The sequence below is a fragment of the Winogradskyella sp. 266wxhm genome, from assembly GCF_058964685.1.
In genome coordinates, this window is the sequence record NZ_CM179559.1 from 3,112,177 (window position 1) to 3,136,336 (window position 24,160).

26 protein-coding genes are annotated in these 24,160 nt (G+C 32.5%); 11 read left to right on the plus strand and 15 right to left on the minus strand.

Annotation, left to right across the window (positions count from 1 at the left end; genetic code table 11):
• Window positions 1-322: 322 nt before the first annotated feature.
• Window positions 323-3,022 carry an endonuclease gene (locus tag AC2H4K_RS14045; RefSeq protein WP_493742522.1) on the plus strand — a complete coding sequence of 900 codons (2,700 nt, stop codon included), beginning with the start codon at window positions 323-325 and terminating at the stop codon, window positions 3,020-3,022.
• A 362-nt stretch (window positions 3,023-3,384) separates the two neighbouring features.
• Here the strand turns inward: AC2H4K_RS14045 and AC2H4K_RS14050 are convergent, their stop codons facing one another.
• The 5 genes from AC2H4K_RS14050 to AC2H4K_RS14070 form a co-directional block, all read right to left on the minus strand.
• Window positions 3,385-3,711: a YegP family protein gene (locus AC2H4K_RS14050; protein ID WP_493742523.1), complete on the minus strand. Its 327-nt coding sequence runs from the start codon at window positions 3,709-3,711 to the stop codon at window positions 3,385-3,387.
• Between the two features lie 65 nt (window positions 3,712-3,776).
• Window positions 3,777-3,965 (minus strand): hypothetical protein, encoded by a 189-nt coding sequence (locus tag AC2H4K_RS14055; RefSeq protein ID WP_493742524.1) that lies wholly within the window; start codon window positions 3,963-3,965, stop codon window positions 3,777-3,779.
• The gene (locus AC2H4K_RS14060) at window positions 3,949-4,191 is read right to left on the minus strand and encodes a hypothetical protein (RefSeq protein ID WP_493742525.1); all 243 of its coding nucleotides are present in this window, start codon (window positions 4,189-4,191) and stop codon (window positions 3,949-3,951) included. The genes AC2H4K_RS14055 and AC2H4K_RS14060 overlap by 17 nt, the downstream gene beginning before the upstream one ends.
• A complete protein-coding gene (locus tag AC2H4K_RS14065; protein WP_493742526.1) occupies window positions 4,178-4,591 on the minus strand; it encodes a DUF5675 family protein in 414 nt (137 codons plus the stop codon). The genes AC2H4K_RS14060 and AC2H4K_RS14065 overlap by 14 nt, the downstream gene beginning before the upstream one ends.
• Before the next feature lie 2 nt (window positions 4,592-4,593).
• Complete coding sequence (locus tag AC2H4K_RS14070) at window positions 4,594-5,349, minus strand: hypothetical protein (protein ID WP_493742527.1); 756 nt, start codon at window positions 5,347-5,349, stop codon at window positions 4,594-4,596.
• Between the two features lie 220 nt (window positions 5,350-5,569).
• Between AC2H4K_RS14070 and AC2H4K_RS14075 the strand changes: the two genes are divergently transcribed.
• On the plus strand, window positions 5,570-5,770 hold the full coding sequence (locus AC2H4K_RS14075; protein WP_229730285.1) for a hypothetical protein: 201 nt from the start codon (window positions 5,570-5,572) through the stop codon (window positions 5,768-5,770).
• Between the two features lie 295 nt (window positions 5,771-6,065).
• Here AC2H4K_RS14075 and AC2H4K_RS14080 read toward each other — a convergent pair whose 3' ends face one another.
• The 3 genes from AC2H4K_RS14080 to AC2H4K_RS14090 form a co-directional block, all read right to left on the minus strand.
• On the minus strand, window positions 6,066-8,696 hold the full coding sequence (locus AC2H4K_RS14080) for a glycoside hydrolase family 3 protein (RefSeq protein ID WP_281139916.1): 2,631 nt from the start codon (window positions 8,694-8,696) through the stop codon (window positions 6,066-6,068).
• A gap of 142 nt (window positions 8,697-8,838) precedes the next feature.
• The gene (locus AC2H4K_RS14085; RefSeq protein ID WP_281139915.1) at window positions 8,839-8,991 is read right to left on the minus strand and encodes a hypothetical protein; all 153 of its coding nucleotides are present in this window, start codon (window positions 8,989-8,991) and stop codon (window positions 8,839-8,841) included.
• A gap of 11 nt (window positions 8,992-9,002) precedes the next feature.
• Complete coding sequence (locus AC2H4K_RS14090) at window positions 9,003-10,370, minus strand: NAD-dependent succinate-semialdehyde dehydrogenase (protein WP_281139914.1); 1,368 nt, start codon at window positions 10,368-10,370, stop codon at window positions 9,003-9,005.
• Between the two features lie 188 nt (window positions 10,371-10,558).
• On the opposite strand from AC2H4K_RS14090, the gene AC2H4K_RS14095 reads away from it, so the two are divergent.
• Genes AC2H4K_RS14095 through AC2H4K_RS14105 form a run of 3 tightly spaced genes read left to right on the plus strand, consistent with a single transcriptional unit; the run spans window position 10,559 to window position 11,448 of the window.
• Window positions 10,559-10,891, plus strand: coding sequence for a YtxH domain-containing protein (locus AC2H4K_RS14095; RefSeq protein WP_281139913.1), 333 nt, complete (start codon window positions 10,559-10,561; stop codon window positions 10,889-10,891).
• A gap of 3 nt (window positions 10,892-10,894) precedes the next feature.
• Window positions 10,895-11,242: a hypothetical protein gene (locus tag AC2H4K_RS14100; RefSeq protein ID WP_493742528.1), complete on the plus strand. Its 348-nt coding sequence runs from the start codon at window positions 10,895-10,897 to the stop codon at window positions 11,240-11,242.
• 2 nt (window positions 11,243-11,244) lie between these two features.
• On the plus strand, window positions 11,245-11,448 hold the full coding sequence (locus AC2H4K_RS14105) for a DUF6327 family protein (protein ID WP_281139911.1): 204 nt from the start codon (window positions 11,245-11,247) through the stop codon (window positions 11,446-11,448).
• A 61-nt stretch (window positions 11,449-11,509) separates the two neighbouring features.
• Here the strand turns inward: AC2H4K_RS14105 and AC2H4K_RS14110 are convergent, their stop codons facing one another.
• Window positions 11,510-12,541: a helix-turn-helix domain-containing protein gene (locus tag AC2H4K_RS14110; protein WP_493742529.1), complete on the minus strand. Its 1,032-nt coding sequence runs from the start codon at window positions 12,539-12,541 to the stop codon at window positions 11,510-11,512.
• A 504-nt stretch (window positions 12,542-13,045) separates the two neighbouring features.
• Between AC2H4K_RS14110 and AC2H4K_RS14115 the strand changes: the two genes are divergently transcribed.
• Window positions 13,046-13,495, plus strand: a complete 450-nt coding sequence (locus AC2H4K_RS14115; protein ID WP_493742530.1) for a ferritin-like domain-containing protein — start codon at window positions 13,046-13,048, stop codon at window positions 13,493-13,495.
• Window positions 13,496-13,549: 54 nt separating this feature from the next.
• Here the strand turns inward: AC2H4K_RS14115 and AC2H4K_RS14120 are convergent, their stop codons facing one another.
• Window positions 13,550-14,563: a helix-turn-helix domain-containing protein gene (locus tag AC2H4K_RS14120; RefSeq protein ID WP_493742531.1), complete on the minus strand. Its 1,014-nt coding sequence runs from the start codon at window positions 14,561-14,563 to the stop codon at window positions 13,550-13,552.
• A 222-nt stretch (window positions 14,564-14,785) separates the two neighbouring features.
• On the opposite strand from AC2H4K_RS14120, the gene AC2H4K_RS14125 reads away from it, so the two are divergent.
• Window positions 14,786-15,490 carry an SOS response-associated peptidase family protein gene (locus AC2H4K_RS14125; RefSeq protein WP_493742532.1) on the plus strand — a complete coding sequence of 235 codons (705 nt, stop codon included), beginning with the start codon at window positions 14,786-14,788 and terminating at the stop codon, window positions 15,488-15,490.
• Here the strand turns inward: AC2H4K_RS14125 and AC2H4K_RS14130 are convergent.
• From AC2H4K_RS14130 to AC2H4K_RS14140, 3 genes are all read right to left on the minus strand, one after another.
• Window positions 15,471-16,520: an AraC family transcriptional regulator gene (locus AC2H4K_RS14130; protein ID WP_493742533.1), complete on the minus strand. Its 1,050-nt coding sequence runs from the start codon at window positions 16,518-16,520 to the stop codon at window positions 15,471-15,473. The genes AC2H4K_RS14125 and AC2H4K_RS14130 overlap by 20 nt on opposite strands.
• A gap of 188 nt (window positions 16,521-16,708) precedes the next feature.
• Entirely contained in the window at window positions 16,709-17,740 is a 1,032-nt protein-coding gene (locus AC2H4K_RS14135; protein ID WP_493742534.1) for a helix-turn-helix domain-containing protein, read from the minus strand.
• 252 nt (window positions 17,741-17,992) lie between these two features.
• Window positions 17,993-18,463 carry a hypothetical protein gene (locus AC2H4K_RS14140; protein ID WP_281139904.1) on the minus strand — a complete coding sequence of 157 codons (471 nt, stop codon included), beginning with the start codon at window positions 18,461-18,463 and terminating at the stop codon, window positions 17,993-17,995.
• 163 nt (window positions 18,464-18,626) lie between these two features.
• Between AC2H4K_RS14140 and trxB the strand changes: the two genes are divergently transcribed.
• The 4 genes from trxB to AC2H4K_RS14160 all read left to right on the plus strand — a co-directional run bounded on the left by trxB (window position 18,627) and on the right by AC2H4K_RS14160 (window position 22,311).
• Window positions 18,627-19,610, plus strand: a complete 984-nt coding sequence (gene trxB / locus AC2H4K_RS14145) for a thioredoxin-disulfide reductase (RefSeq protein WP_281139903.1) — start codon at window positions 18,627-18,629, stop codon at window positions 19,608-19,610.
• A 147-nt stretch (window positions 19,611-19,757) separates the two neighbouring features.
• Window positions 19,758-20,348: a YceI family protein gene (locus AC2H4K_RS14150; protein WP_281139902.1), complete on the plus strand. Its 591-nt coding sequence runs from the start codon at window positions 19,758-19,760 to the stop codon at window positions 20,346-20,348.
• Between the two features lie 26 nt (window positions 20,349-20,374).
• Window positions 20,375-21,652, plus strand: a complete 1,278-nt coding sequence (locus AC2H4K_RS14155) for a hypothetical protein (RefSeq protein ID WP_281139901.1) — start codon at window positions 20,375-20,377, stop codon at window positions 21,650-21,652.
• A gap of 65 nt (window positions 21,653-21,717) precedes the next feature.
• Window positions 21,718-22,311, plus strand: coding sequence for a YceI family protein (locus AC2H4K_RS14160; RefSeq protein ID WP_281139900.1), 594 nt, complete (start codon window positions 21,718-21,720; stop codon window positions 22,309-22,311).
• A 13-nt stretch (window positions 22,312-22,324) separates the two neighbouring features.
• Here AC2H4K_RS14160 and AC2H4K_RS14165 read toward each other — a convergent pair whose 3' ends face one another.
• Window positions 22,325-23,161, minus strand: coding sequence for a GIN domain-containing protein (locus AC2H4K_RS14165; protein WP_281139899.1), 837 nt, complete (start codon window positions 23,159-23,161; stop codon window positions 22,325-22,327).
• Window positions 23,162-23,412: 251 nt separating this feature from the next.
• Window positions 23,413-24,141 (minus strand): head GIN domain-containing protein, encoded by a 729-nt coding sequence (locus AC2H4K_RS14170; protein WP_281139898.1) that lies wholly within the window; start codon window positions 24,139-24,141, stop codon window positions 23,413-23,415.
• Window positions 24,142-24,160: the final 19 nt, after the last annotated feature.

Sequence of the window (24,160 nt, forward strand, 5' to 3'; positions counted from 1 at the left end):
TGTAAAATAGCCACCTTGCAGCCGCCTAATTCGGAACTTAAAAGAATAATTGTGGCTATTCATGAGCACTTTTAAAAACAATAAAAAACGAAGCGAACTAAATATCCGCTCACCAGCCGCCAATTACGAACTGACATTGAAGTATAGAACTCACAATTTAGTCACATTGCATGCTATGTTATATAGTTTATGCTATTATTTATCTAGAAACATGGGTTTTTCATAACCTTTACATAAAGGTTTGATAATGTAGCCATAACCACTTAAAGCAGGGATGTTTAATAATTTTACGTCGCTTTTTTAATATCGTAAAACTAAAACAATGTCAAAAAAAATACAGCTCTTAATAGTACTTTCCCTTATAAGTATCAAAACTCTTTGGTCACAATCTGATGTTTTCATCTCAGAATTATGTGACCCACAATCCAATTATGCCAATGACAGGTTTATTGAAATTTATAATGCGGGCTCATCACAGATAGATTTGACGGGATGGACTATTGTGGCAATTGGAAATGGGAATGATATCTTTACTTGGGATTTATCTGGAAATATCCAACCAAATGAAGCATTAGTAGCAGGAAATATTACTACTACAGCAACCTTTAATGTTGATTTTGCGGATGATGGTTGGTCAGGGAGCAATGGTTCTTGGAATGGAAAGGTTGGTGATGGAGCTAAACTATTGGATAATTCAGGGACAATCGTGGATTACATAGAGGTGCCTTCAACCGTTTTTGAAAACAAGGATTTAGTCAGAAATCCTGATATTTTAACTGGCAATACAACATACACTAGCAGTGAGTGGGCATCAGCATCGGTTACCTTAGCTTCAGATGCAAGTCCTGGTGCACATTATGTAGATCAAGAGGAAGAAAATCCTAGTATAACGGACATATTATTTACACCAACTACACCCATTGAAGGAGATGACATTAGTATTTCCGCTACGGTGATAGATACGGATACGACTATTTCAGAGGTGGTTTTGAATTGGGGTCTATCTTCCACTAATTTAAATAACACAATCAATCTATCCATAGATTCAGGTAATATTTATACAACAGATTCAACCATACCTTCTCAAACAGGCGGAACAACAATTTATTATAGTATTACAGCCACAAACGCAAATTCAGATTCAACAACGACAAACATTTTTGAAATATATATTCCCTTAAGTTTGGATATAAATGTAGTACAAGGAGGAGCACAATCCAGTTATGTGAACCAAGAGGTGGTTATTACTGGGGTAGTCATGTCAACATATAATGACTACTATACTGTGCAGGACAATACAGGTGAAAAGGATGGGATTTGGATTGTTTCCTCAACCATACCAAGTATAGGGAATTCTGTACAGCTAAAAGGTAGAGTTTCCGAAAGTGTTGAAGACTATGCTCTAACAACGTTTTTGACCCAAACCGAAATTTTAAGCGAGACAACATCCAGTACTTACAGTCCAACAAACGTTACGATTCCTGAAGTGTTAAGCAATGATGATTATGAGGGCGTTACAGTAACATTAAGTAATGTAGTATGTTCTTCGATTGAAAATTCCTATTGGACAGCTGAAGACCTAGGTGGCACTACAATCAAAATTGGAGATTTGGGAATTGTTTCACAGCCAGTCTTGGGGACAGAATACAATATTACAGGGGCAATTATAGAATCTAATGGCGAATATTATTTACAACCTAGAACATTAAGTGATATAGTATGGGTAAGCGATACTTTTGCACCTGTAATCAACAATATTTCCATATTAAGCAGTAATGACATTGAAGTTGAATTTTCAGAAGAGTTAGAACCTGTTTCAGCGGAAACAGCTACAAATTATTCTATAACAGGACAAAGTGTAATTAGCAGTACGCTTTCACCAGATGGAACAAGAGTAGTTCTTGAGATAAGCACCCTTTCGAATGGGGAACATACATTGACCGTTGACCAAGTAGATGATATTTATGGCAATACATTGCTAAACGAAACCTTTACTTTTAACTATGTCGCTAGTAATTACCCAGATGGGTATTATGACCCTGCAATAGGTTTGCAAGGCCAAGTGCTGAGACAGGCTTTACATGATATTATAGATAACCATACTGTAAAAAGTTATGATTTTGCTTGGACAGCTTATTATACTACTGATATCAAACCTAATGGAAAAGTTTGGGATATTTATTCAGATACACCTGGTCAAACACCACCTTATGAATATGATTTTGGTGTCGATGAAGGTGGTATTGGAGGAGGTGAAGGCAATGGTTATACAAGAGAGCATTCATGGCCCAAAAGTTGGTATGGCGGTGAAGTAACACCAATGTATTCAGATATTTTTGCCCTCTACCCATGTGATGCCCATGTTAATGGGAATAGAGGTAATTATCCTTATGGAGAAGTAGATACACCAGAATGGACTTCGTTGAACGGAAGTAAAAGAGGTACCAACACTTATCCAGGTTATACTGGGACAGTCTTTGAGCCTATCGATGAATATAAGGGGGATCTGGCTAGAACATACTTTTATATGTCCACTAGATATTTTGGTGAAGATGCGGGATGGCCTGGAAGCGATATGGTAAATGGTGCAGAACTGGAACCCTGGGCAGTAAACATGTTATTGGAGTGGCATGAAAATGATCCTGTCAGCCAAAAAGAAGTTACCAGAAATAATGCGGTATATGCTATACAGGCCAATAGAAATCCTTTTATAGACCATCCTGAATGGGTAGAATGCATTTGGGGTGAGTCATGTACTAATTTAAGCATTAATGAGGTTAATACATTTGATTATACAATATACCCTAATCCAGCTATTGATTTTGTTAATATTAAGACAGGGGGGGGTAACAATAACTCTATAGACAGAATAGAAATTTATGATGCTACGGGTAAGTTTGTTAAAGTTTATAATGAAATTCAAAACAATAGAATATCTATTTCCCAATTGGAAGAAGGGATTTATTTTTTAAAATTCTATTCTAGAACCTCTATAAATACTGAAAAAATTATTATTCATTAAACCTATAAAGCATTATAAGTATCAATGTTTGCTTGAATAAAGAGATACTATTTATTGGAGTTTGTAACTTTTGTTTGGTATATAAACTTAAAATAAACGTTTTTCCGCTTTTCCCCACCACCCATTTCAACGGTGTAGGTTACAGCAATTATTAATGTTTTGCCTTGTGTCTGCGGTAGGTAAAAGGCTAAACCATCTGCTTAGAAGGCAGACGGTCATAGCTTTCACCCACCTCAACACCGCGCATAAAAAAAGAGCATTTTTTAGAAAATGCCCTTTATTTATCTTTCCAACCGCTCAACATCAATAATCACTTCCACCTACGACACCTTGCCCCGAGAAAAGCGCTAATCAATGTATATTTAAACTTCTTCGACTGGTGCGCTTGGAGCGTTTGTTTTAACAGATTCAATACCATTTTCCATTCCAGAAGAACTCTCGTACATTTCGCTTGTGGCAATTATCTGGCCATTACTTGCTTTTAGATTAAAATAATGTTTACCGTTACTGGAAACCTTTCGGTCAAATTTGCTATCATCTTGTGAGTTGGTTCTAACAGATTTTATACCGTTCATGCAACCTGCTTTTGCAGAATATCCTTCACTTGCTAATATTTTTTGGCCATTACTTGCCTTTAATCTAAAACGATATTCAGATCTTGCATCCTGATAAACTTCGAATTTTCCCATAATAATATTTGATATAATTTGTATCTAAATATACTAAAAAAGTGCTTCATTTGAAGCACTTTAGATTATGGTTTTCTTCTTTTCCGTATTCTTTGATGAATCCACTTAATTAAAATGGAAACTATGTAACTAACGACAGCACCAACAATAGCCAAAACAACAGTAGTAATCAAATCGGCAACACCAATATTCACGATTGATGAAAAGAAAGTACCACCAATAATGGCAGATTTGGTGTTATAATCCATCGTCATTCTCATCAGTTTCTGTGTTTTCATTATCTGTAACAACTGCTTGACTTACTGCAGTAGCCACAGTCCCGGCAACGGTCATATAAGTAGCAATAGTTACAACAATGGCAGGCATTGTTATAGGTGCAGCTATGATAGCACCACCTGCAGTAGCCAAAGTGATACCAATATTGCGCAAAGTTTTGAAAAATTTGGGAGTTGGTTTTTTATAACGTTCAACAATGTTCATAATTCTGTGATTTAATAGTTAATAAAATGGTTTCTTTTCGGTCTTTAGCTTGATACACCAAAGACAGAAGTTTTTGCATAGCATTTTTAGAGTAAATACCCTTTCCTATACCACTTAAATACATTACTGGAGCTATACAGCCTTGAAGTTCTTTTAAGGCATCATTTGCAGGATGAAAGAGAATAAAACTTCTACCTTTTACATTCTTCAAAATCAGATGATGCTTAAACCGTTTAGAAAAACGTGGTTCAACTTCATAAGTACCTTCAGGAATACAGGAAATGTTTCGCTTGTTATCGTTCCATGGCAATTCAATAGTATGGCAAAGAAATTTACCAGAATTAAAGAGAGCACCATTGGTGCCCTCTTCAAAATAGGCTCTATGCAGCACTAATTCCATACTTACGGCGTATCTACAATAACAATTGCCAAAGCGTTGTAAGCACCGTTCTTAAGCTCATACATTTGTCCGTTTACCTCTTGGTAAAACTCTACACCAAGCACCTGTACAACAGGAAGCGTTGAGTTAGCAGTCACTGTGGTTGTTAAAGCTATGGCAGCAATATCAGCAGCTGTGTATGGAAGAATGGCAGTCTCATCATTTTCAAATGTTGAGGTCTCATTCTCAAAATCCAATTCAGAAGCACCCATTACCACCTTAAAATGGGTTGTTCCTGTCGGAGCTGCAATTCTAACCGTTGGAGAAAACGCATCAAGGTTAACTGTTGCATCCCCAGAAACACGGTCAAAAGCGTTCGTAAACGGAGTAAAAAGCGTTGTGCCTAACTTTCCATTCAAATTGAATTCAAAGCTATTTAATAAGCTTAAATCACCATCTTGCAAGGTTCTTAAACCTCTTTCATTGGTTGTATCAGTTTTGGTAATCGCTACAAGTGTTTTAGTTAAACGGGAAACCACACGTTTATCCTTTGCGTTTTGCAAAAGAATACGGATAGCATTTCGAAGAAGTTTACCCCCTTTACCAGCGCGTCCAAATTCAGACCCATTTTCACGCGTTCTCTGAAACGCAGGATCATTTGCAATACGATTGCCATCAACACCACCTTTTTCACGTGCAAGATGTCCGTCAGTCGTTTTGTAAAAGGAAATACCACCGATAGTTCCTTTTAGTTTAATAATTCCAGTTTGTTTTGCCATAATAATTCGTTTTTTGATTAATGAAACCAAATCACGTAATTTTATGGCACGTTGTTAAAAAAGCAATTCCGTTTTCGGTCATCCATTCCGATACAACCAAAAACGTCATTAAAATATTGAAAACCCTATCGGGATTTCCAACATTTTAACAACGCATCACCATCACCATCATCATAAAAAATAAAGTATGGATGATGTATGGATAAAGTATAGATAAAGTATGATGACCCCAAAAAGAGCTTGCATATACCCAAAGGATATTCAGCGTATCACAGGACGCAGTGAACGTTATGGGCGTAAGCTTTTAAATGATATTAGAAACTACTTTGGAAAGGAATCTTACCAATTTGTCACAATCAAAGAGTTTGTTGAATACAGCGGAATAGAAGAAGAAATTGTCAACAAATATTTAATAGATTAATCATAATATTTGATACAAATTGACTGGTTTTAATGGAGTTAAAATTGTAAATTTGTAGTAAGACGTTCAGATAAATAATACTATTTCAAACTAACAGATAGGTCTACAATTCGGTTAACACTGTTTTAGTCTGCTTCTGGAAGTATTAATTTTACTACATAGTGGCAGTTTAGTTATCATCCTGCCACCCCGACAAAAAGCCTAAGACAATATGTTTTAGGCTTTTTTTATTTAAAATCACAGGTTAGTTGATGCTGTTGTGTTTTATAAAAATTTTAAAGAGTCACTGAGTGAATTATAGATTTTTCATTTCTAAAAAGCCTTTAATTTTGAATTTCTCGGAAATAACTTCGGTAGAAGCTGTGTGGTTACTGTTTTTAAAACCAGGTTGTTCGCCACCTACATACAGCGTGAAATTGCCTTTCTCAATAACGCGTTTTGTTTCCTTGTTTATAATAGAAAGCTGTCTTGGTGTTATTGTAAAGTTAACCGATTTAGATTCGTTTGGTTTTAAATGAATACGGTCAAATCCAACAAGTTGTCTTATTGGTCTTGGGGTAGAGGCTTTTTCATCTGTAATGTAAACTTGAACAACTTCATCACCTGCATAATTTCCAGTATTGGTAACCGTTACCGATAGGTTTAGATTTTCACCAGCATGAATTTGTTTTTCAAATTTCAGATTTGAATAGTTGAAGGTTGTATAGCTTAATCCATATCCGAAAGGATATAGAGGTTCTCCTTCAAAATAGCGATAGGTTCTACCTTTCATATTGTAATCTTCAAAAGCAGGTAAATCTTCCAAGGCATTATAATACGTAATTGGTAATCTTCCTGCAGGATTATAGTCTCCAAAAAGTACATCAGCTAGAGCGTTACCACCTTCTTCTCCAGGGTAACCAACATTAATAATACCATCGATATGTTCTTTAGCCCAGTTTATAGCTAAGGCACTTCCTGCATTAATAACCAGAATCACAGGTTTACCTGTAGCTTTTATAGCTTTTAGTAATTCGGTTTGTTGTTTTGGTAGATCCAAATCTTTTTTGTCACCACCTTCACCTTCCAAACGTTGAGATAAGCCTAAAACTACAATGGAAAGATCTGCTTGTTTTGCTATTTTAACAGCTTCCTGAATGTTGTCGGTATCTGTTTTTGCCCATAACATTTGAGCCAAAGCATTGGTCTCATCACTAAAATAGGAAACTTCTATCTCATACTTTTTTCCTGCCTCTAGATTTAAAACACTTGTAGCATATTTGGGATGATGTGCCGATCCTTTACCATTGTTAATGTCTTGCCCTTCAATTTTTAAAGACATACCACGTTTTGATAAAATCGCTAATTCATAAGAACCAGATGTTGCAGGTACCAAATAGCCTTTCCATAATACAGAGAAATTATCATCTAAATCTTTAGAAATAGGATCATTTTGCCATGAAAAATCAATGTTATCATCAATACGTTGTAGTACAGGTTTGCCTTCCCATTTTACGTTGTTAAAGTAAGACGCTTCTAAACCTTGTTTACCATCCATGGTTTCAAAAAATACAGAAGGAATAGGTTTTAAATTTAAAGCATCTTCTGAAAGATGGCAGCCTTCAGCATATGAAATATTAATAACAGGTTCAACTTTGTTTTTTAATCCGGTTAAAAATGTAACAGGATTTTTTGGTGTGCCATGGTAGTTTCCTAAAAGCGATTCCCAGTTATCGGCATTCGGGCCAATTATAGCAATGTTTTTAAGTTTGGTTTTGTTTAAAGGCAATACATTATTGTCATTTTTTAAAAGTATGATGCTTTCTAGAGCAGCCTTTTTAGCCAAACTATTATGTGCATCAGAGCAAACAATATCATAAGGAATTTTAGAATATGCTACTTTACTATCATCATCAAACATGCCTAATTTAAAACGAGCTAACATAGTTCGCTTTACAGCGATATTAATATCTTCCTCACTAACTAAACCTAACTTTAAAGCTTCGATTAAATAGTTGTAGTATCTACCACAGTTAAGATCGCAACCACCTTTTAGGCCAATTGAAGCGGCTTCAGATTTTGTTTTTGCAATGTGATGTCCTGTATGAATATCACCAATAGCACCGCAATCGGATACCACATATCCTTCAAAACCCCAATCGTCTCTTAAAATTTTATTTAGTAAGAAGTCGCTACCACTGCAAGATTCACCTCTAAAACGGTTATAAGCACCCATAATAGAATATACTTTAGCGTCTACAACGGTTTTTCTGAATGCTGGTAAATAGGTTTCATACAAATCGATATCACTAACATCAATATCAAAAGAATGTCTTAAGGCTTCAGGGCCAGAATGAACTGCAAAGTGCTTTGAGGTTGCTATTGTCTTAAAATATTTAGGATCGTCTCCTTGAAGACCAATAATAAATTGAGAAGCCAATTCTCCAGTTAAGTAAGGATCTTCACCGTAAGTTTCATGTCCTCGTCCCCAACGTGGATCGCGAAAAATATTGATGTTTGGTGACCAAAAGTCTAAGCCTGTATAAATACCTCTTTTGTTTTTCCTAACAAAGTTATGATGTTTAGCTCTGGCTTCGTCTGAAATGACATCTCCTATATCTTTAAGAAGTGATTTATTAAAAGAAGCAGCAACAGAAATTGATTGTGGAAACACTGTAGCATAACCAGCTCTAGCAACACCATGTAGGCTTTCGTTCCACCAATTATATTCAGGTACTTTTAGTCTTGGAATAGCTTCAGCATCATTTACTAGTTGGCTAATTTTTTCCTCATTAGTCATTTGGCTAACTAGGATATCTACCCGTTCGTCAAAAGGTAAATCTGTATTTAAATAAGAAAAATCAATTGCTGTGTTTTGAGCAATTCCGAAATAGTTAATAAGTAAAAAAAGAGTAATGGTACCTAATTTGGATAGATTTGATGTCATGCTTGTTTTTATTTATTCAATAATAATGAAATCGATTACATTGAACAAAATTTGGACATGAAATAGTTAAATCTATATAAGGGTTATACAGGAATTTATAATTAAAAAAAGGTAACCAATATTAGAGTTACCTTTTCTATTTTTAAAACCATTCAAAATGTATTCCTGATGCAACTACTGCTGCTACTAAAATAGCAAGAGTGATAATGATAAACTTTGCTCCAAATTTGGTTTTTGTGTCTTTTTGAAAAATATAATCTCGTCTATCTTCTTCGTCTTCTTTTACAAATTTCATAATTCTCGATTTTATTTATTAATGTATATAGTTTTCGTATTTACAAACTCTAAAATCCCTTCTTTAGAAAGTTCTCTACCATAACCAGAGGCTTTGGTACCACCGAATGGTAATCTAGGGTCAGATTTCACCATTTCATTAATGAAAAAAGCCCCATCTTCTATGTCTAAAATTCTTTCAGTAGCTTTTTCATAATCTTCAGTAAATACCATTGAACCTAATCCAAATCTTGAATCTAATGCTATCTGATAAGCCTCTTCTTCGTTACTGACCTTAATTATTGCAGCAATAGGGCCGAAGGTTTCTTCTCTAAAAACAGGCATTTCTCTTGTAATATTTGTAAGAATGGTTGGCTCATAATAAGCATTACTTCTAGAGTTACCATAATGAACTTTAGCACCTAAATCAATAGATTTTTTAACTTGATCTTCTAACGTATCAGCCAAATCTGGTCTTGCTAAGCACGAAATTGTGGTTTCCGTATTCTCAGGGTTATTGTACTTTAGGTTTTCAACTTTTTCAGTGAACTTTTCTAAAAATTCATCATATATCTCTTCTACGACTACAAAACGTTTTGCTGCAATGCAACTTTGTCCAGAATTCTGCATTCTAGCTTTCACGATAGTGTCAATATGTTTATCCAAGTCAGCATCTTTAAGAATAATACAGGCATTATTACCACCTAGTTCTAATACACATTTTTTTAGATGTTTTCCAGCGGTTTCGGCTATGCTTTTTCCAGCTTTTTCACTTCCTGTAAGTGATACCGCTTTTATAATATCATTTCCGATTAGTTCTTCTATATCTTCATGTTTAGCTAACAGTGTTTGAAAACAACCTTTAGGAAATCCTGCTTTTATAAAAAGTTCTTCAATTGCTAAAGCGCATCCTGTTACGTTTGAAGCATGTTTTAAAAGACCAACGTTACCAGCAGTTAGTGTTGGTATAGCAAATCTAAATACTTGCCAAAAAGGATAATTCCAAGGCATAACTGCTAGGATACAACCTAGAGGGTCGTAACTTATAAAACTCTCATGAGCGTCTGTTTTAATTATGGAGTCAGCTAAGAAATCTTCAGCATTTTGGGCATAAAAATCAATTAAGAAAATACACTTCTCAATTTCAGCAATACTTTCTGAAATAGGTTTCCCCATTTCTTTAGTCATGAGTAAACTGAGGCTGGTTTTATCATTTTCTAATTCATCAGCTAAATTGGATAGTAACTCAACACGATCTGAGATTTCAGTTGTTTTCCAGGATTTAAATTCCTCGTTGGCTAAGTTCAATTTTTCTTTTAGTTCTTCTTTAGAATGAAGTGTGTAAGATTCTAATGTTTCACCATTATAAGGGTTAGTAGTTGTTATTTTATTGTTATTCATGATTTTTTTTTTAAGCTTTTTACCAAATTTAAGTTTAACTCATGGATATTATTAGTTGTTATAATAAAAGTTTTAACGCTAACAATAGATTGTATTTACGTCAATATTAATGTCTTTCGAGTCAAGTAAAACCGCATATAGTTGCGATATTTGAATAAACAAAATTATTAACATAAAAACATTATAAGATGAGTAATAACGGAAATACAGTTTTAGGAATTTTAGCAGGTACAGCAGTAGGTGCAGTTCTAGGAATATTATTTGCACCAGATAAAGGAAGTGAAACCCGTAGAAAAATAGCTGAGGAAGCAGCGGCAAAACGTGATGTTATGGCTACAAAAGCTTCTGAGTTAAGAGATACGGTTGGAAATTCTATTGCTTCACACAAACAGACTTTAGATCACCAAGTGGAGTCTATCGTATCGAATGCGAGTTATAAAGCAGAAGATGTTATAACTACATTAGAAGATAAATTAAAGGAATTAAAGTTAAAGAACAAGAAACTTCAAAAAAACGCCTAATCAATGAGTGTTTTTGAATCTTTAAATAATACAACTGATAAAGCTACAGATATTGGTGAACGCTATATTAAAGCGTCTCACCAATATCTAAGATTAAAAATTTTCCAACAGCTAACGTCTTCTGTTAGTTTAATGGCTAAAGTTTTAATTATTGGTGGTTTTTTATTTGTTGGATTTATCTTTTGTTCCATAGCATTAGCTATTGAAATAGGGCGAAGTCTTAATTCTTTAGCTTTAGGTTGCCTAATTGTAGGCTTAATGTTTATGGTAATAGGTTTTATTCTTTTTAAAACTAGAAAGAAGATCAATTCAATAATTATAAAGAAAATCGGTTTAAACTTTTTTAAATAGAAATGGATAATTATACTTCTTTTGAACAGATAGAGAAAGATCTTAAGCGCTATAAATTAGAGCGAGATATTGCATGGGAAGAATTGAAACTTATGAAAAATGAGTATAAGGAAGATTTAAAACCTATGAATTGGGTGAGTACAGCAATAAAGATTACAAGTAAATATAGTTTTATTGCTTTACTCAGGAAATGGATTTTTAAATAATAAATAAAAAAAAGGCTAACTTTTAAGTTAGCCTTTTTTTTTGCTCTATGCATGGTATTTATTAAGCAACCATTACTTTGGGTATGATCTGTTTTTTAAACTGGTTTGGTGTTACACCATATTTTTCCTTGAATATTTTAGAGAAATAGCTTCTGCTTGTAAAACCAATAGTATATACTACCTGAGAAATGTTTAAATCTGTAGTTCTTAATAAGTGTCTAGCAGATTCCAATCTTACATGTCTTATATATTCAGTAACTGTTTTGGTATGAAGAAATTTAAAACCGTCTTGCAGCTTTGCTTGTGAAAGACCAGATTCTGCGGATAAATCTTCAAGATTGTAATCTACAGAAGGACTTGCTTTAATTTTTTCACCTAATTCTCTAACCTTTTTAAGTTCACTTTTTACCAATGATGTTGGTAAAGGTACACCTTTAGTCTGTTTACTGTATTCTTGAATATGCATTGAGATTATTTCATAAACCTTAGCTTCCATTTTTAGAATACGTGTCATATTCTTTGTCTTTGTTTCATGCAGCTCCTCAACAAAATCTGCCATTTTTAGATTAAGCATTCCATGATGAACAAATCTATTTTCATGGTTTGTATCAGTAAAGATTTCTTTAAGTTGCTTATTAAGGGAAGATAGTTTTGCAGTTTTTTTCTGTAAAAACTCCTTTCTTTCAATTTGTATAATATTTGATTCTACTTCAACATCTTTCTTATAATGAAGATAGTTTACACCTTCAGACTTATTTGAGAAAATCAAGGATTGAAATTGTTCAACCAATTTTTCTTCTTTATGAATACCGAATTTGTGTAAAAATTCACCTTTTAGACAGTAAATAAATCTTAATGGATTATAATCTGAAGGATCAACTTTGAAAATAACGTCTTCAAAGTAAGTCATTTTTTGGATTAATAAATGGATTCCAAAATCAAAATGGATCATTCTAATTGAACCTCTAGCGATGTTATTATTTACAGTTAAAACTGTTTCTCCCCAATCTTCGCTTATTTCACCTCCAATCTTGTCCTTAAATTGGTCAATAACATTTTCGGAGCTATTCGCACTGATAAGTATTTCTTTCATAATCGATTGTTTTGGTGTTATACTTAATATACGCTTTAGCTGTAAGACGAGATGTTAAGGTTTTCTTATAATTTTTTATCATCAAAGCACAAATGCGCATACCTAAAGTATCTATAGAATAAAGTTAGGCTAAAGAGAAGCATTAATCAACTAAATATCTAATACCGCTATTTATTTTTTTAAATGAGCAAATCTTAGTGAAATAAGGGCAGAAATTTTAGGATGATGTTAACATTTGACACGTTTTATTTTATTCAGAATAGAGAAAGCCCTGTTATAAAGTTCAAAAAGAAAGGGTTTTTAAAAATGTTTTAAGCTTGCTTATTTATATTGAATTTATTGGTATTGCGTCAACCTTTACGGCATTTGCATCAAACTAAAATTAGCTATCGGGCTAATTTAGTGGTGTCAAAAAAAGTAAGTGTTATTATTTATTAGCACAAGATGATAAGTGGTATACATCTAAAAAAAAGATATCTATAACGCACAAAAAAATCTTAAATTATGAGTACTTACACAGAAGAAGTAGGAAAAAAGTTAAATGATTTATTGGAAAAAACGTATGACGCAGAAAAAGGTTTTAAGAAAGCAGCTGAGAATGTTGAAAATCCTTCTCTCAAGTCTTATTTTAGTGATAAGGCGCAAGAGCGTTATAATTTTGGACATGAATTGAAAAGTGAGCTATTAAGCTTTAATCAAGAAATTGATAAAGGTGGAAGCGCTACAGGCACACTTCACAGAGCTTGGATGGATGTAAAAAGTCTATTTTCAAGTGAGGATGAAGAGTCTATGCTTGAAGAAGCCATAAAAGGTGAAAGAGCAGCTATCAATGAATACAAAGAAGTTATTAACGAAACAAGTCTGCCATTGAGTACTAAATCTATTTTAGAATCTCAAAAGACTAAAATTGAAAATGGTCTTTCTAAAATTAAAACTTTAGAAAATTTTAGCTAAAAATAGCCTAATATTTTGGTAAAAAAAGAGCGTTGCATAGCGTTCTTTTTTTATTTATTTTTTTCTTTTTCTAAAGGTGCTAGGACTGCATCCAAATCTTAATTTAAAGATTTTACAAAAGTAGCTTCTACTCATTATTCCTATTTTGTAAACCACTTCAGAGACATTGAGATCAGTTGTTAAAAACAGTTGTTCTGCATAGTCTAAGCGTTTACTTCTTATATAATCAGCCACTGTGGTACCATGCATATATTTAAAGCCTTCCTGAAGTTTTACTGGAGATAAACCCGCTTTTTTGCAAAGTGACTTAATATCATGTTGTAAGTCTAGATTTTCAGTAATAAATTCTGAAATTTTCCTAACGCTTTGCAATTCGTTTGTTTTAAGGTTAGAATCTTTTTTCATGATGTACATTTCTTTGTGAAACTCATTCATGAACTGTGCTAATGTCTTTTGATAGTTTCCTTTCATATCCATTATATCCAATAACCCATCACTGATACCAAAAGGTTTTGTTTCATACAAACTTTCAGCAAGTTTTAAATTTTTAGTGCAACTGTAAGGGTATAAATCGAGTTCCTCAAGAGCACTTAAGACCTCTTCTGTTCTAGAGCGTTTTTGGTCATTAGAAGAAAGTGCTTCAAACTCTTTGAATACTATATTTTTATCAATACAAATTATACTTAATCTGAGAGAATTAGAAGGTTTTAATGATAAGTAACTCTTAGTTTCTGATTGACTACCAACAATTGAAGGACAGAGTTCTTCAATACGAAATAGGGTGTTTTTGTTATTGAATTTATGATAAACTATACCTTCAGTACAGTAAATGAAATATAGATAATCTTTGTGATTATTGAAAAGTTCAAGGGTTAGAGCTTGCCTCAACAATACATCAAATTCTAAAACCTTAAATCCGTTATCTAATTTTAAGAATCTAATAATGCCTTTTCCTGTGGTACTTTTTAAATGGTGATCATAGATGTGCCTATTAACCTCTAGATCGTGTAGATAATCTAACGCTAAAATTTGATGCGTATCGATTGAAGAAAATCCTATTTGAGTCATTGACATAAATTCGGTTTTTAATAGGTTATGGTCTGATTATCTGTTATTTGTAAATTTAGCATTGAAAGTGTAGAGTCTTGACATAATAAAATATTTGTTTAACTCTATTGGGAATTTAAATGAGATAATTTGTGATTCCAAATGATTTAATTGAGCCCTTATTTTATGCATATAAGGCAATGTGTTTAATGTTAATATTGGAACTTGCACAAAAAAGTAGGGATGTTTTACAAGTTGTCTAATACAGCTGATTTGCAATGTGTTGAAGAAGTATTTAATACTAAATTTAAATATCCATCACTTTATAAAAAAACTATGGTTATTAATGGTTTGGCTGAAGAGTCGCTGCCAATTATTACTTCAGAACAAAATAACATTATTAATTATGGTATTTGGGGCTTAATGCCAGAGCAGTATAAAGATGAATGGGAAAACTTTCAGAATTTAGATAATACCTTAGATATTTCTTTGTGTGATGTTAATGAATCTGACTGGATTAAGAATATTTTTCTTAACAACCATTGTCTTATAATTATTACAGGTTTCTTTACTTCCTATTTATATGATGGCGAAGTATATCCGTATTATGTTCATCTAAAAGATAATAAACCTTTTGCTGTAGCAGGTATTTTCTCAAAATTAAAAGATGGTTTTATTTCTGTAAGTCTATTAACATCAGCAATTAGTAGTAAGCTGGCAACAGTTCATAATCTTGGTAAGGAGTTCCCGATAATTTTAGAATCTAAAGATTATTATAATTGGTTAAATGATGATTTAGATATCGAAAACTTAGATACTAGAAAATATATAGAAGAATCCTTAGAAGCCTATACAATTTCTAAAGATTTTTTCAAAAATAATATCGTTTATGATACTGTTTTAGAACCAGTAAAATATAAGAATCTACCTATCCCTCTTCTGAAATAGAACTTTTTGACCTTACCAATTCTTTATAGTCTGCAGGCAATATATTATAGTTGTCGTAGAAAATTTTGGAAAAATAACTTCTGCTTTTATAACCTATTTGATATACAATTTCAGAAATAGAAAATTCGGTACTTTCTATAAGTTCTCTTGCTAGTTCTAATTTTTTTGTTCGTATATACTCATTTACAGATTTTCCATATAACAATTTAAAACCGGTTTGCATCTTTTTTGGACTAAAGGCGTGCATATCTGCTAAGTCTTTAACGGTAAAAGAATCGTGAAGATTTTCACATATATATTTGGTAACGGCTTTGGTTTTATTTAAATCTGTTTTTGAAATTGAATTAGGTAAGGAAAGCTTTGTCTCGTAACTTTTGTGCTCAAGGATTTGTAGGGCAAGAATAAGGTTTAACTGTCCTTCAATATTCATGGAGCGCACAATACCATAGTTATCTTCGGCATTTAATGTTTCTATAATATCGGCTAGCTTTAAATTAAAATTTCCCAAGTGTCTATAGGGCAAAAATTCACTTTTTCCACTTAAAATTGACTTAAGCGACTTTTGTAAAGTATCAATGTAGTTATTAGACTTATTGGAATATTGATCTCCAATAATTTTAATAACATTTAATTTGATATCCTCACCACTTGGGAATATAAATGTATTATTAGAGTTTGGTAGATTTGAGAGTATTGTATTCTGGTACCTTTGGAGCTTAACTAAGTTTTGGTTTTTTCCTGTTTGCTCTGAGGTATATAACAGATTACCTTCAGACACAAACAAGAATTCTATTGGATTAGATTGTGCTATTTCAAACACTAACTTTATTTTTTCATTAAAGTAAACATCATAATCCAATAGGGAAATTCCCCAATCAAAAATGATATTTCTAATGGCCCCTTTGCCAATTTCATTATCAAAAGTTAGAATATGTTCATTATATGTGGCGTTGCTTTCGCCATTAATCACTTTATTTATTTGTTCTATTATAGGTTGGTTAAGTGATAAATCTACATGTATTTCTTTCATTTTCAGCTCACCTAATTAACTCATTAATATGAGTATATGTTTATTCAATTTGGTGATGCAAAAAAAATAGTTTAACAAAAAACAGGTTAACAATATTGAAACAAAGAGTAACAGTATTGGGCAGTTTTGTTAAAATTTCATGTGATTTTAATGAACATTCATAAGAAAATACTCTACTTAAAAAGATATTAAGCTGTCTTGTCTTTTCTTACCTGATCTAAGTATTCTTTTGGAGTAAGCTTATATTTTTCTTTAAAAAGCTTAGAAAAGTAACTTCTGGAATTTATTCCTATTGAGTATGTAATTTCGGTAATATTAAGATCTGATTTTTCAATGAGCTCTTTGGCTTTCATAATACGTTTAGATTTCACATAATCATTAACACTACTATTAAACAAGTGTTGAAAACCAGACTGTAGTGTATTTTGGTTTAGGCCAACTTTTTTAGCTAATTGATTAACGCTATAACTTCCTGCTAAGTCTTCGCTTATGATCTTGGCTGCTTTTTCTACTTTATCTATGGTAGAACGTCTTAAAATTTGCCTTTTTTTAGGATCGTTTAAATCGTCTGTGTATTGTTGAAAATGTAAGGTTAGGATCTCATAAGTCTTAGATTCTATAAACATTGACTTTACCAGACCTTCAGATTCACAATTTTTAATAGCATCAATAGCTTCAGAAATTTCCATTGAATATTGACCTTTATAGCTAAAGAGGTTAACTCCATTAACATCTTTAAATATGGTTTCAAGATCAGAACCCATATTATCTTCAAAGTGGTCTAGTTTTTTTTCAAATTCTTTTCTGTTGATATAGATTTTTATAAAGCTTGTGGCTTTGTTTTTATGAATTAAAAGAGTGTTGTAATCTTTCATATCGTTTGAAAACATTAGGCTTTCAAAACGTTCTATTTTGTTTTCATTTTCATTGGAAGAGTTGGAGTGCGTCACCTTAGATTCTACATTAAATAATAGAATCAGCGGATTCAGTTCATCTTTTTTAAAACGAATTCTAAACGATTTATTCAATAAAACGTCAACTTCTATAAGCGAAATACCATTTTCAAAACTAATAGCTTTGATATGACCATCGCCAAGTTCTTTGGGAATATCAATACAATATTCATTGTTCTCCTTTTCAATCTTAACTTCGAGATTTTCAGAAAGAAGTTTTACAATATCTACGCTGTTATCAGCTTTTAAAGTTGCAGATTTATACATGATAGTCCGTTGGTTCAGCCTTTATGCTGAACATTCAGAACATAAATCTAAATCAAAAACTTTAAAAATAATAAACTAAAATTCAATTGAGTCAAATTATTTAGTATTCGAGCATACCTTGAAAGTATTATGAAGGTATCTTCGCCTTAGTTTAGTTAGTATATTAGTAAAGTAACTTTTATTAATTTAGTGGTGGGTTGGTTACCCAGTAGATAAAGCGAATTTCTTATGAAATTCGCTTTTTTATATCTATTATTCTACACGTTTATAGTTTTCTGAGTAGATTCTATTACCATCCTCATCGAGTTCTATTTGTTTAAAACGATTAGAGTCTAGCTCTAAATCAAATCTGAATTGTTTCTTTTCGGCTATGACTTCATCCATAATTTCTGAACCAAAATCTAAAACCTCAGTCAGTTGATTGCCATCATAATCGTAAGTGCCATAACCAAACCATTCCGAAGAATCAGCGGCTCTGTGTTTGCACCACATAACCTTGGTGTCTGTATACATTTTTAATTGCCTAAACTCAGGATTAGTTTTAAAAGAGTCAACTACTTTGTTGTCCTTATAGTTGTAAAATCCTATAAGTTCCCAAGTACCTTTGAGATGATTGGTTTGATCGTTACTGATGTCTGCAGTGGGAGTGTCTTTTTTTGGATTGTTGTTGCATGATAAAGTTAGTACCAAAAACAGACATAAAATTAAGTGCTTAGATTTCATGACGTGTTTATTTTGTTATTAGACCATAATAATTTACAAAATATTAAGCAGATTTTTAAACGTATTTACATTAATTATAATACTATAATTACTGTTGATAACTTAAGTGTAAGGATTTATGCAAAAATCCTACTTTTGTTAAGTATAAAAAAACACACAAAATATGTCAGATACAATTGAAAAAGTGAAGTGTTTAATCATTGGTTCTGGACCTGCAGGCTATACTGCGGCAATTTATGCTTCTAGAGCAAATATGAATCCGGTTTTATATCAAGGTGAACAACCAGGCGGACAGTTAACCACTACAAATGATGTTGAAAACTTTCCAGGTTACCCAGAAGGAATAACAGGGCCAGAGATGATGATGCAATTACAAAACCAAGCAGAGCGTTTCGGGACAGATATACGCCATGGATGGGTTACAAAAGTTGATTTTTCAGGTGAATTTCACAAAGTTTGGATTAATGATGAGAAAGAAATTCATGCATCTACTATTATTATTTCAACGGGTGCTTCTGCAAAATATTTAGGTTTACCATCAGAACAAAAATATTTAAAATTAGGTGGAGGTGTTTCTGCTTGTGCTGTTTGTGATGGCTTCTTTTATAGAAACCAAGAAGTAGTGATTGTTGGGGCAGGGGATTCGGCCTGTGAAGAAGCACACTACTTATCTAAACTTTGTAAAAAAGTAACAATGTTGGTAAGACGTGATGAATTCAGAGCTTCTAAAATTATGGCTGAGCGCGTTAAAAAAACAGAAAATATTGAAATTCTTTACAACACAGAAACCGAAGAAGTTTTAGGTGACGGACAGTTAGTTACCGGTGTTAAGGTTTTTAACAACCAAACTAACGAGAAACATGAAATCCCAGCAACTGGTTTCTTTGTGGCTATTGGACACAAACCCAACACAGATATATTTAAAGGACAGATTGATTTAGACGAAACAGGTTATATTATCAATGCTGTGCCAGGCACAAGTAAAACCAATGTAGAGGGGGTGTTTGTAAGCGGAGATGCTGCAGACCATGTTTACAGGCAAGCAATTACCGCCGCAGGTACAGGATGTATGGCTGCTTTGGATGCAGAACGCTATTTAGCTGCTAAAGATGCTGATTTTGAGGTAGCAACTTCTACCTACAATTAAGGGTAAAAATCATTATATAATAGAAAAGCCGAAGTTTAGACTTCGGCTTTTTTTTGCTTTTAGTTTAAATTTTCTGTGGTATGACTTTTATCATAAAATTTCTTCAATATTATTAGAATCTTTGTCAAACATTAAAAAACCAAAACTATGAGCAATACAATTAAATCAACAGTATTTTACATTACTACACTATTTGTAAGTCTGCTATATTTTCAAGTAGCAACAGCACAAACTTATGTGCTAAACAATACTTCCTCAGAGTTAGAGGTGCATGGCACATCTTCTTTACATGATTGGGAGTTAATAACCGAAGAGCAGTCAGGAAAAGCGGTTGTTGAGAACTCAGGTGATTTTGCAATCACATCTCTTAGCTTTTCTGTAAAAGCAGAAAGTCTAAAAAGTGGAAAGTCCGGTATGGATAAAAACACCTACAAGGCACTTAACACAGGAAAGTATAAGACTATAGATTTTAACCTTACATCTGTAAGTAGCATTGAGAAAATCTCTGAAAATTCATTTAAAGCTACAGTTAAAGGAGACTTAACCATCTCAGGATCTAAAAAGTCTATTTCACTTACATTAAATATAAAATTAGAAGGAGCTAAGTTATTAGTAGAAGGAGAAAAACCTCTGAAAATGACAGATTTTGGAATTGAACCACCAAAAGCACTATTAGGCACAATAAAAACAGGTGATGCTATAAAAATAATTTTTAAATCCGTTTACAACAAAAAATAATAACAATTAACTAAAAAGAATATACAATGAAATCAGTTTTAAAATTTGCAAGTTTTATTCTTGTACTAACATTTACAAGTACTCTATTTGCACAACAAAAAAGTAAAAGAGATCTGGATAACTTTAGGCAACCAGATAAAAGAGGTATAAATGTTTTTGAAGCACCAAAAGATACAGTTTCAACTTTTGAAGATGTTAAGGTAAGAATAGGTGGGTCGTTTGCGCTTCAATATCAAGCTTTAGACAATGATAATTCAGGCGCTGTTCCATTAGCGGAAGTAGGTAGTAACTTTAACTTAGCTACAGCCAATTTAGACTTAGATGTTGCACTTTATGATGGTGTTAATATGCACTTAAGAACTTATTTATCTTCTAGACACCACAATGAACCTTATGTAAAAGGTGGATATTTCCAAATTAATAAATTAGAGTTTATTAGTGAAGGATTTTTAGAAGACCTTATGAAGCATGTGACTATTAAAATAGGACATATGGAAAATAACTATGGTGATGCACACTTTAGAAGAAGTGATAACGCTCAAGCTATTTACAACCCGTTTGTTGGAAATTTAATCATGGATTCTTTTACAACTGAAGTAGGAGCAGAGGTGTACTACAGAACAGATAATGGCTTTTTTGGAATGCTAGGGTTTACCAATGGTAAACTAAACCAAAGCACAAAAGTTTCTAATGGTACAAGTGGTGGTGCAGCTTTCTTAGCTAAATTAGGTTATGATAAGCAAATCACTGAAGACTTTAGATTTAGATTAACAGGGTCTTTGTATAATACTGGTTATGCACCAAATGTATATTTATATTCAGCAGATAGAGCAGGTGCTAGATACTATGATGTAATGCAAGACGCTACAGCAACAAGTGATGACTTTAGAGCGTCTCGTTACAATCCTAATTTTACTAATCAAATTACAGCCGTAATGATTAACCCATTTGTAAAGTATGGCGGATTAGAATTTTTTGGAACAGTTGAGATGACCTCTGGTAGAGCTTTAAGCGAAGCAGATAGGAGAAATGCAGACCAATACGCTGGTGAATTATTGTACAGATTCGGTAAATCTGAAAACTTATTTGTAGGTGGACGTTATAATACTGTAAGCGCAGAGATAATGGGAGGAGATGATATTAATATCAATAGATTCCAGTTAGGTGGTGGTTGGTTTATGACTAAAAATGTACTTATGAAAGTTGAATATGTAAATCAACAGTATAAAGATTTCCCAGTTGGAACACTTCTAGAAGAAGGAGAATTCAACGGATTCATGGCAGAAGCTGTTATTAGTTTCTAAAAACAATTAACTTTAGGCCTTTAGCGTTATATATGCTAAAGGCCTTATTTTTAATTCCAAAGATGATGAGAACAATTTCAATAGTCGTTTTATTTTTTTTAAGCTCAATATTTAGTTTGTTTATTGATGGTAAAGAGGAAGTTAATGAAGCAACTATATATTTTTCTTCTGATAGTTGTTTGAAAATCAATGGAAAAACTAATGTAAATACATTTGACTGTGGTTTTAATATGGAATCCTTTTCAGATGAAATAAAGGTTAGCTATAAAGCGTATAATAGTTCTATTAAGTTTAGTGACGCTACGTTAAAGCTTCCGAATGTAGAATTTAATTGCGGTGGTAAAGCCATCAACAAAGACTTTAATAAACTACTTAATACAGAAAAACATCCTGAAATTATTTTGAGATTAAAAGAGATTTCAGAAATTGATGATAATGATAATTCTGTAACAGCAACTGTAGAAATTGTAATTTGCAAAATTTCAAAAACCTACACCGTTCCTATTTCTGTAACTGGCAAAGATGGTTTGTTTGTAAGCGGAATACTTCCTATAAATATTAATGATTATAGCTTAGAAGCACCTACAAAAATGTTAGGAATGGTTAAAGTTTCCCCTCAAATAGAAATAGATTTTTCTCTTAAAATCTTAAAATCTTAAAATCTTAAAACGCTTATTTTTCTTTCTTTTGAAGCTTTGAAGTGCCTTCAAATTGTTTTATTGTAATAACAGAATTACCATATAGATAAGTTTCGCTATCACCAGAAGAAGTTAATGTAATAGTCTTATTTGCAGCAATTGTTAAATCACTATTGTCTTCTAAACTAGCATCAACATTATTAACCTCATAATTACTACCATTGAAATTAGAAGAATTAATTAATCTAATAACGGTACTGTTTGCAGAGCCTTCAATTGATATATCGGCACGTTGATAAAGATCAAAATTTGACGTTTTAGTATTTACCAAAGCATCAAGTTTACTGTTGTCGCTAAGTTCCATTTTAGTTGAGTCTGCAGTAAGGTTCAATCTAGTTTTAGATTTACCTAAGCTTTTATAATCAAATGTTTTTGCTCTAATATTTAAATAAGCTCTAGAGTTATCTGCAGTTATTAAAGAGACATCAGTTAGTTCCATAGAAGTAAGAGATCTTATTTCTCCATCACCTTTAACCTCTATGTTTTTTAGAGCGTCACCATAATTAACTTTTATGTTAAGTCTCTTTTTAGACGTAATTCTAACTGATTCAGTGAATTTTAGTACTCCATCATTAACATCAAACTGTATAACTTCATGTAGGTTGTCATCAGCTTCTACTTCAACAGAAGGTTTACTGTTATAAACCACTTCTAAAGAAAAATCACCATCAACAACAATTGTATGAAAATCGTCAATGTAGGTTTGTTTAATAGTTACGTTTCTGTCGCCTTTTATTTTATCGTCAGTTTGCGCTTGTATTAATGGCATTCCAACACCAATAAAAGCCAGAATGAGTAATATTTTTTTCATATTCCAAAGTTTATTGTCTTTGTAAAAACAAATAATGTGCCTAATTAAATGTTTAGAGTTATTTAGACTCAAGTAAATGCTTTGTTTATCGCTATTTGAAAAACATAAATATTTTCCAAATTAAAGACATTAAACAAATATATACAAAAACCATCCCAAAGTCTATATAGAATTTGAAATGGCTTGATTTTGATTGGCTTTAAAAATGATAGCTATATTACAACTATCGTTTTTTGATTGATTGATTGATGCTATTGCTGTTTCACACTTCCTGAACTACTATCGGAAGCATTAACTTTTTCTGGGTTTCCAGAATACTTTATATCTCCGCCACTTGTAGCTTTAGCAGTTAGTTCTTTTTTAGTGTTTACAGAAATATCTGCTCCGCTAGTAGCTTTTACATTTGATGTGTTGGCAATGAGATCTGTAGCTCTGATGTCACTACCACTGGTCGCTTCAGCTTTTAAAATATCAGTAGTACCACTAACAATTAGATCGCTACCGCTTGTGGCGTCGCAAGTTAAATTTTTGGTTTTTACTTCAATTTTCATATCGGCACCACTTGTAGTATTAAGCTCTAAATTTTCTGCAACTATAGTGTTGGTAGAATATACATCGCTACCGCTTGTAGCTTTTATACTAGAAACATTGGCAATACTGAGGTTTATTCTTCTTGAAGAAGCACTTCTAATATTTTCTGCAGTATGAATTCTTAAAATACCGTTTTCAACTTCGGTTAAAATAATATCTTGAAGATTTTCATCTGCTTCAACATTCACAGAAACTTCATTAGCTTGTGTAATATATACATCTAGCCCTTCGCTAACTTTTATTTGGTCAAAATCCGAAGAAATAGATCTTTCGGTAGTAACTACGTTGCCATTGCCATCAACTCCAGGTCCGATCTTCATGGAAAAGTTACAAGAAAATAGTGTTAAAGCTAAAATGTTTGTGACGATAATTTTGATTAGAGTATTCATAATGATTGTTTTTTTGATT

Excerpts from the sequence above, each read along its gene's own strand:
- AC2H4K_RS14095 (WP_281139913.1), top strand. The coding sequence starts at position 10,559 with ATGAGTAATAACGGAAATACAGTTTTAGGAATTTTAGCAGGTACAGCA.
- AC2H4K_RS14160 (WP_281139900.1), top strand. The coding sequence starts at position 21,718 with ATGAGAACAATTTCAATAGTCGTTTTATTTTTTTTAAGCTCAATATTT.
- AC2H4K_RS14055 (WP_493742524.1), bottom strand. The coding sequence starts at position 3,965 with ATGACGATGGATTATAACACCAAATCTGCCATTATTGGTGGTACTTTC.
- AC2H4K_RS14120 (WP_493742531.1), bottom strand. The coding sequence starts at position 14,563 with ATGACTCAAATAGGATTTTCTTCAATCGATACGCATCAAATTTTAGCG.
- trxB (WP_281139903.1), top strand. The coding sequence starts at position 18,627 with ATGTCAGATACAATTGAAAAAGTGAAGTGTTTAATCATTGGTTCTGGA.
- AC2H4K_RS14110 (WP_493742529.1), bottom strand. The coding sequence starts at position 12,541 with ATGAAAGAAATACTTATCAGTGCGAATAGCTCCGAAAATGTTATTGAC.
- AC2H4K_RS14090 (WP_281139914.1), bottom strand. The coding sequence starts at position 10,370 with ATGAATAACAATAAAATAACAACTACTAACCCTTATAATGGTGAAACA.
- AC2H4K_RS14060 (WP_493742525.1), bottom strand. The coding sequence starts at position 4,191 with ATGAACATTGTTGAACGTTATAAAAAACCAACTCCCAAATTTTTCAAA.
- AC2H4K_RS14150 (WP_281139902.1), top strand. The coding sequence starts at position 19,758 with ATGAGCAATACAATTAAATCAACAGTATTTTACATTACTACACTATTT.
- AC2H4K_RS14130 (WP_493742533.1), bottom strand. The coding sequence starts at position 16,520 with ATGAAAGAAATACATGTAGATTTATCACTTAACCAACCTATAATAGAA.
- AC2H4K_RS14115 (WP_493742530.1), top strand. The coding sequence starts at position 13,046 with ATGAGTACTTACACAGAAGAAGTAGGAAAAAAGTTAAATGATTTATTG.
- AC2H4K_RS14125 (WP_493742532.1), top strand. The coding sequence starts at position 14,786 with ATGTTTTACAAGTTGTCTAATACAGCTGATTTGCAATGTGTTGAAGAA.
- AC2H4K_RS14100 (WP_493742528.1), top strand. The coding sequence starts at position 10,895 with ATGAGTGTTTTTGAATCTTTAAATAATACAACTGATAAAGCTACAGAT.
- AC2H4K_RS14070 (WP_493742527.1), bottom strand. The coding sequence starts at position 5,349 with ATGGCAAAACAAACTGGAATTATTAAACTAAAAGGAACTATCGGTGGT.
- AC2H4K_RS14080 (WP_281139916.1), bottom strand. The coding sequence starts at position 8,696 with ATGACATCAAATCTATCCAAATTAGGTACCATTACTCTTTTTTTACTT.
- AC2H4K_RS14165 (WP_281139899.1), bottom strand. The coding sequence starts at position 23,161 with ATGAAAAAAATATTACTCATTCTGGCTTTTATTGGTGTTGGAATGCCA.
- AC2H4K_RS14045 (WP_493742522.1), top strand. The coding sequence starts at position 323 with ATGTCAAAAAAAATACAGCTCTTAATAGTACTTTCCCTTATAAGTATC.
- AC2H4K_RS14140 (WP_281139904.1), bottom strand. The coding sequence starts at position 18,463 with ATGAAATCTAAGCACTTAATTTTATGTCTGTTTTTGGTACTAACTTTA.
- AC2H4K_RS14085 (WP_281139915.1), bottom strand. The coding sequence starts at position 8,991 with ATGAAATTTGTAAAAGAAGACGAAGAAGATAGACGAGATTATATTTTT.
- AC2H4K_RS14065 (WP_493742526.1), bottom strand. The coding sequence starts at position 4,591 with ATGGAATTAGTGCTGCATAGAGCCTATTTTGAAGAGGGCACCAATGGT.
- AC2H4K_RS14075 (WP_229730285.1), top strand. The coding sequence starts at position 5,570 with ATGATGACCCCAAAAAGAGCTTGCATATACCCAAAGGATATTCAGCGT.
- AC2H4K_RS14135 (WP_493742534.1), bottom strand. The coding sequence starts at position 17,740 with ATGTATAAATCTGCAACTTTAAAAGCTGATAACAGCGTAGATATTGTA.
- AC2H4K_RS14050 (WP_493742523.1), bottom strand. The coding sequence starts at position 3,711 with ATGGGAAAATTCGAAGTTTATCAGGATGCAAGATCTGAATATCGTTTT.
- AC2H4K_RS14105 (WP_281139911.1), top strand. The coding sequence starts at position 11,245 with ATGGATAATTATACTTCTTTTGAACAGATAGAGAAAGATCTTAAGCGC.
- AC2H4K_RS14170 (WP_281139898.1), bottom strand. The coding sequence starts at position 24,141 with ATGAATACTCTAATCAAAATTATCGTCACAAACATTTTAGCTTTAACA.
- AC2H4K_RS14155 (WP_281139901.1), top strand. The coding sequence starts at position 20,375 with ATGAAATCAGTTTTAAAATTTGCAAGTTTTATTCTTGTACTAACATTT.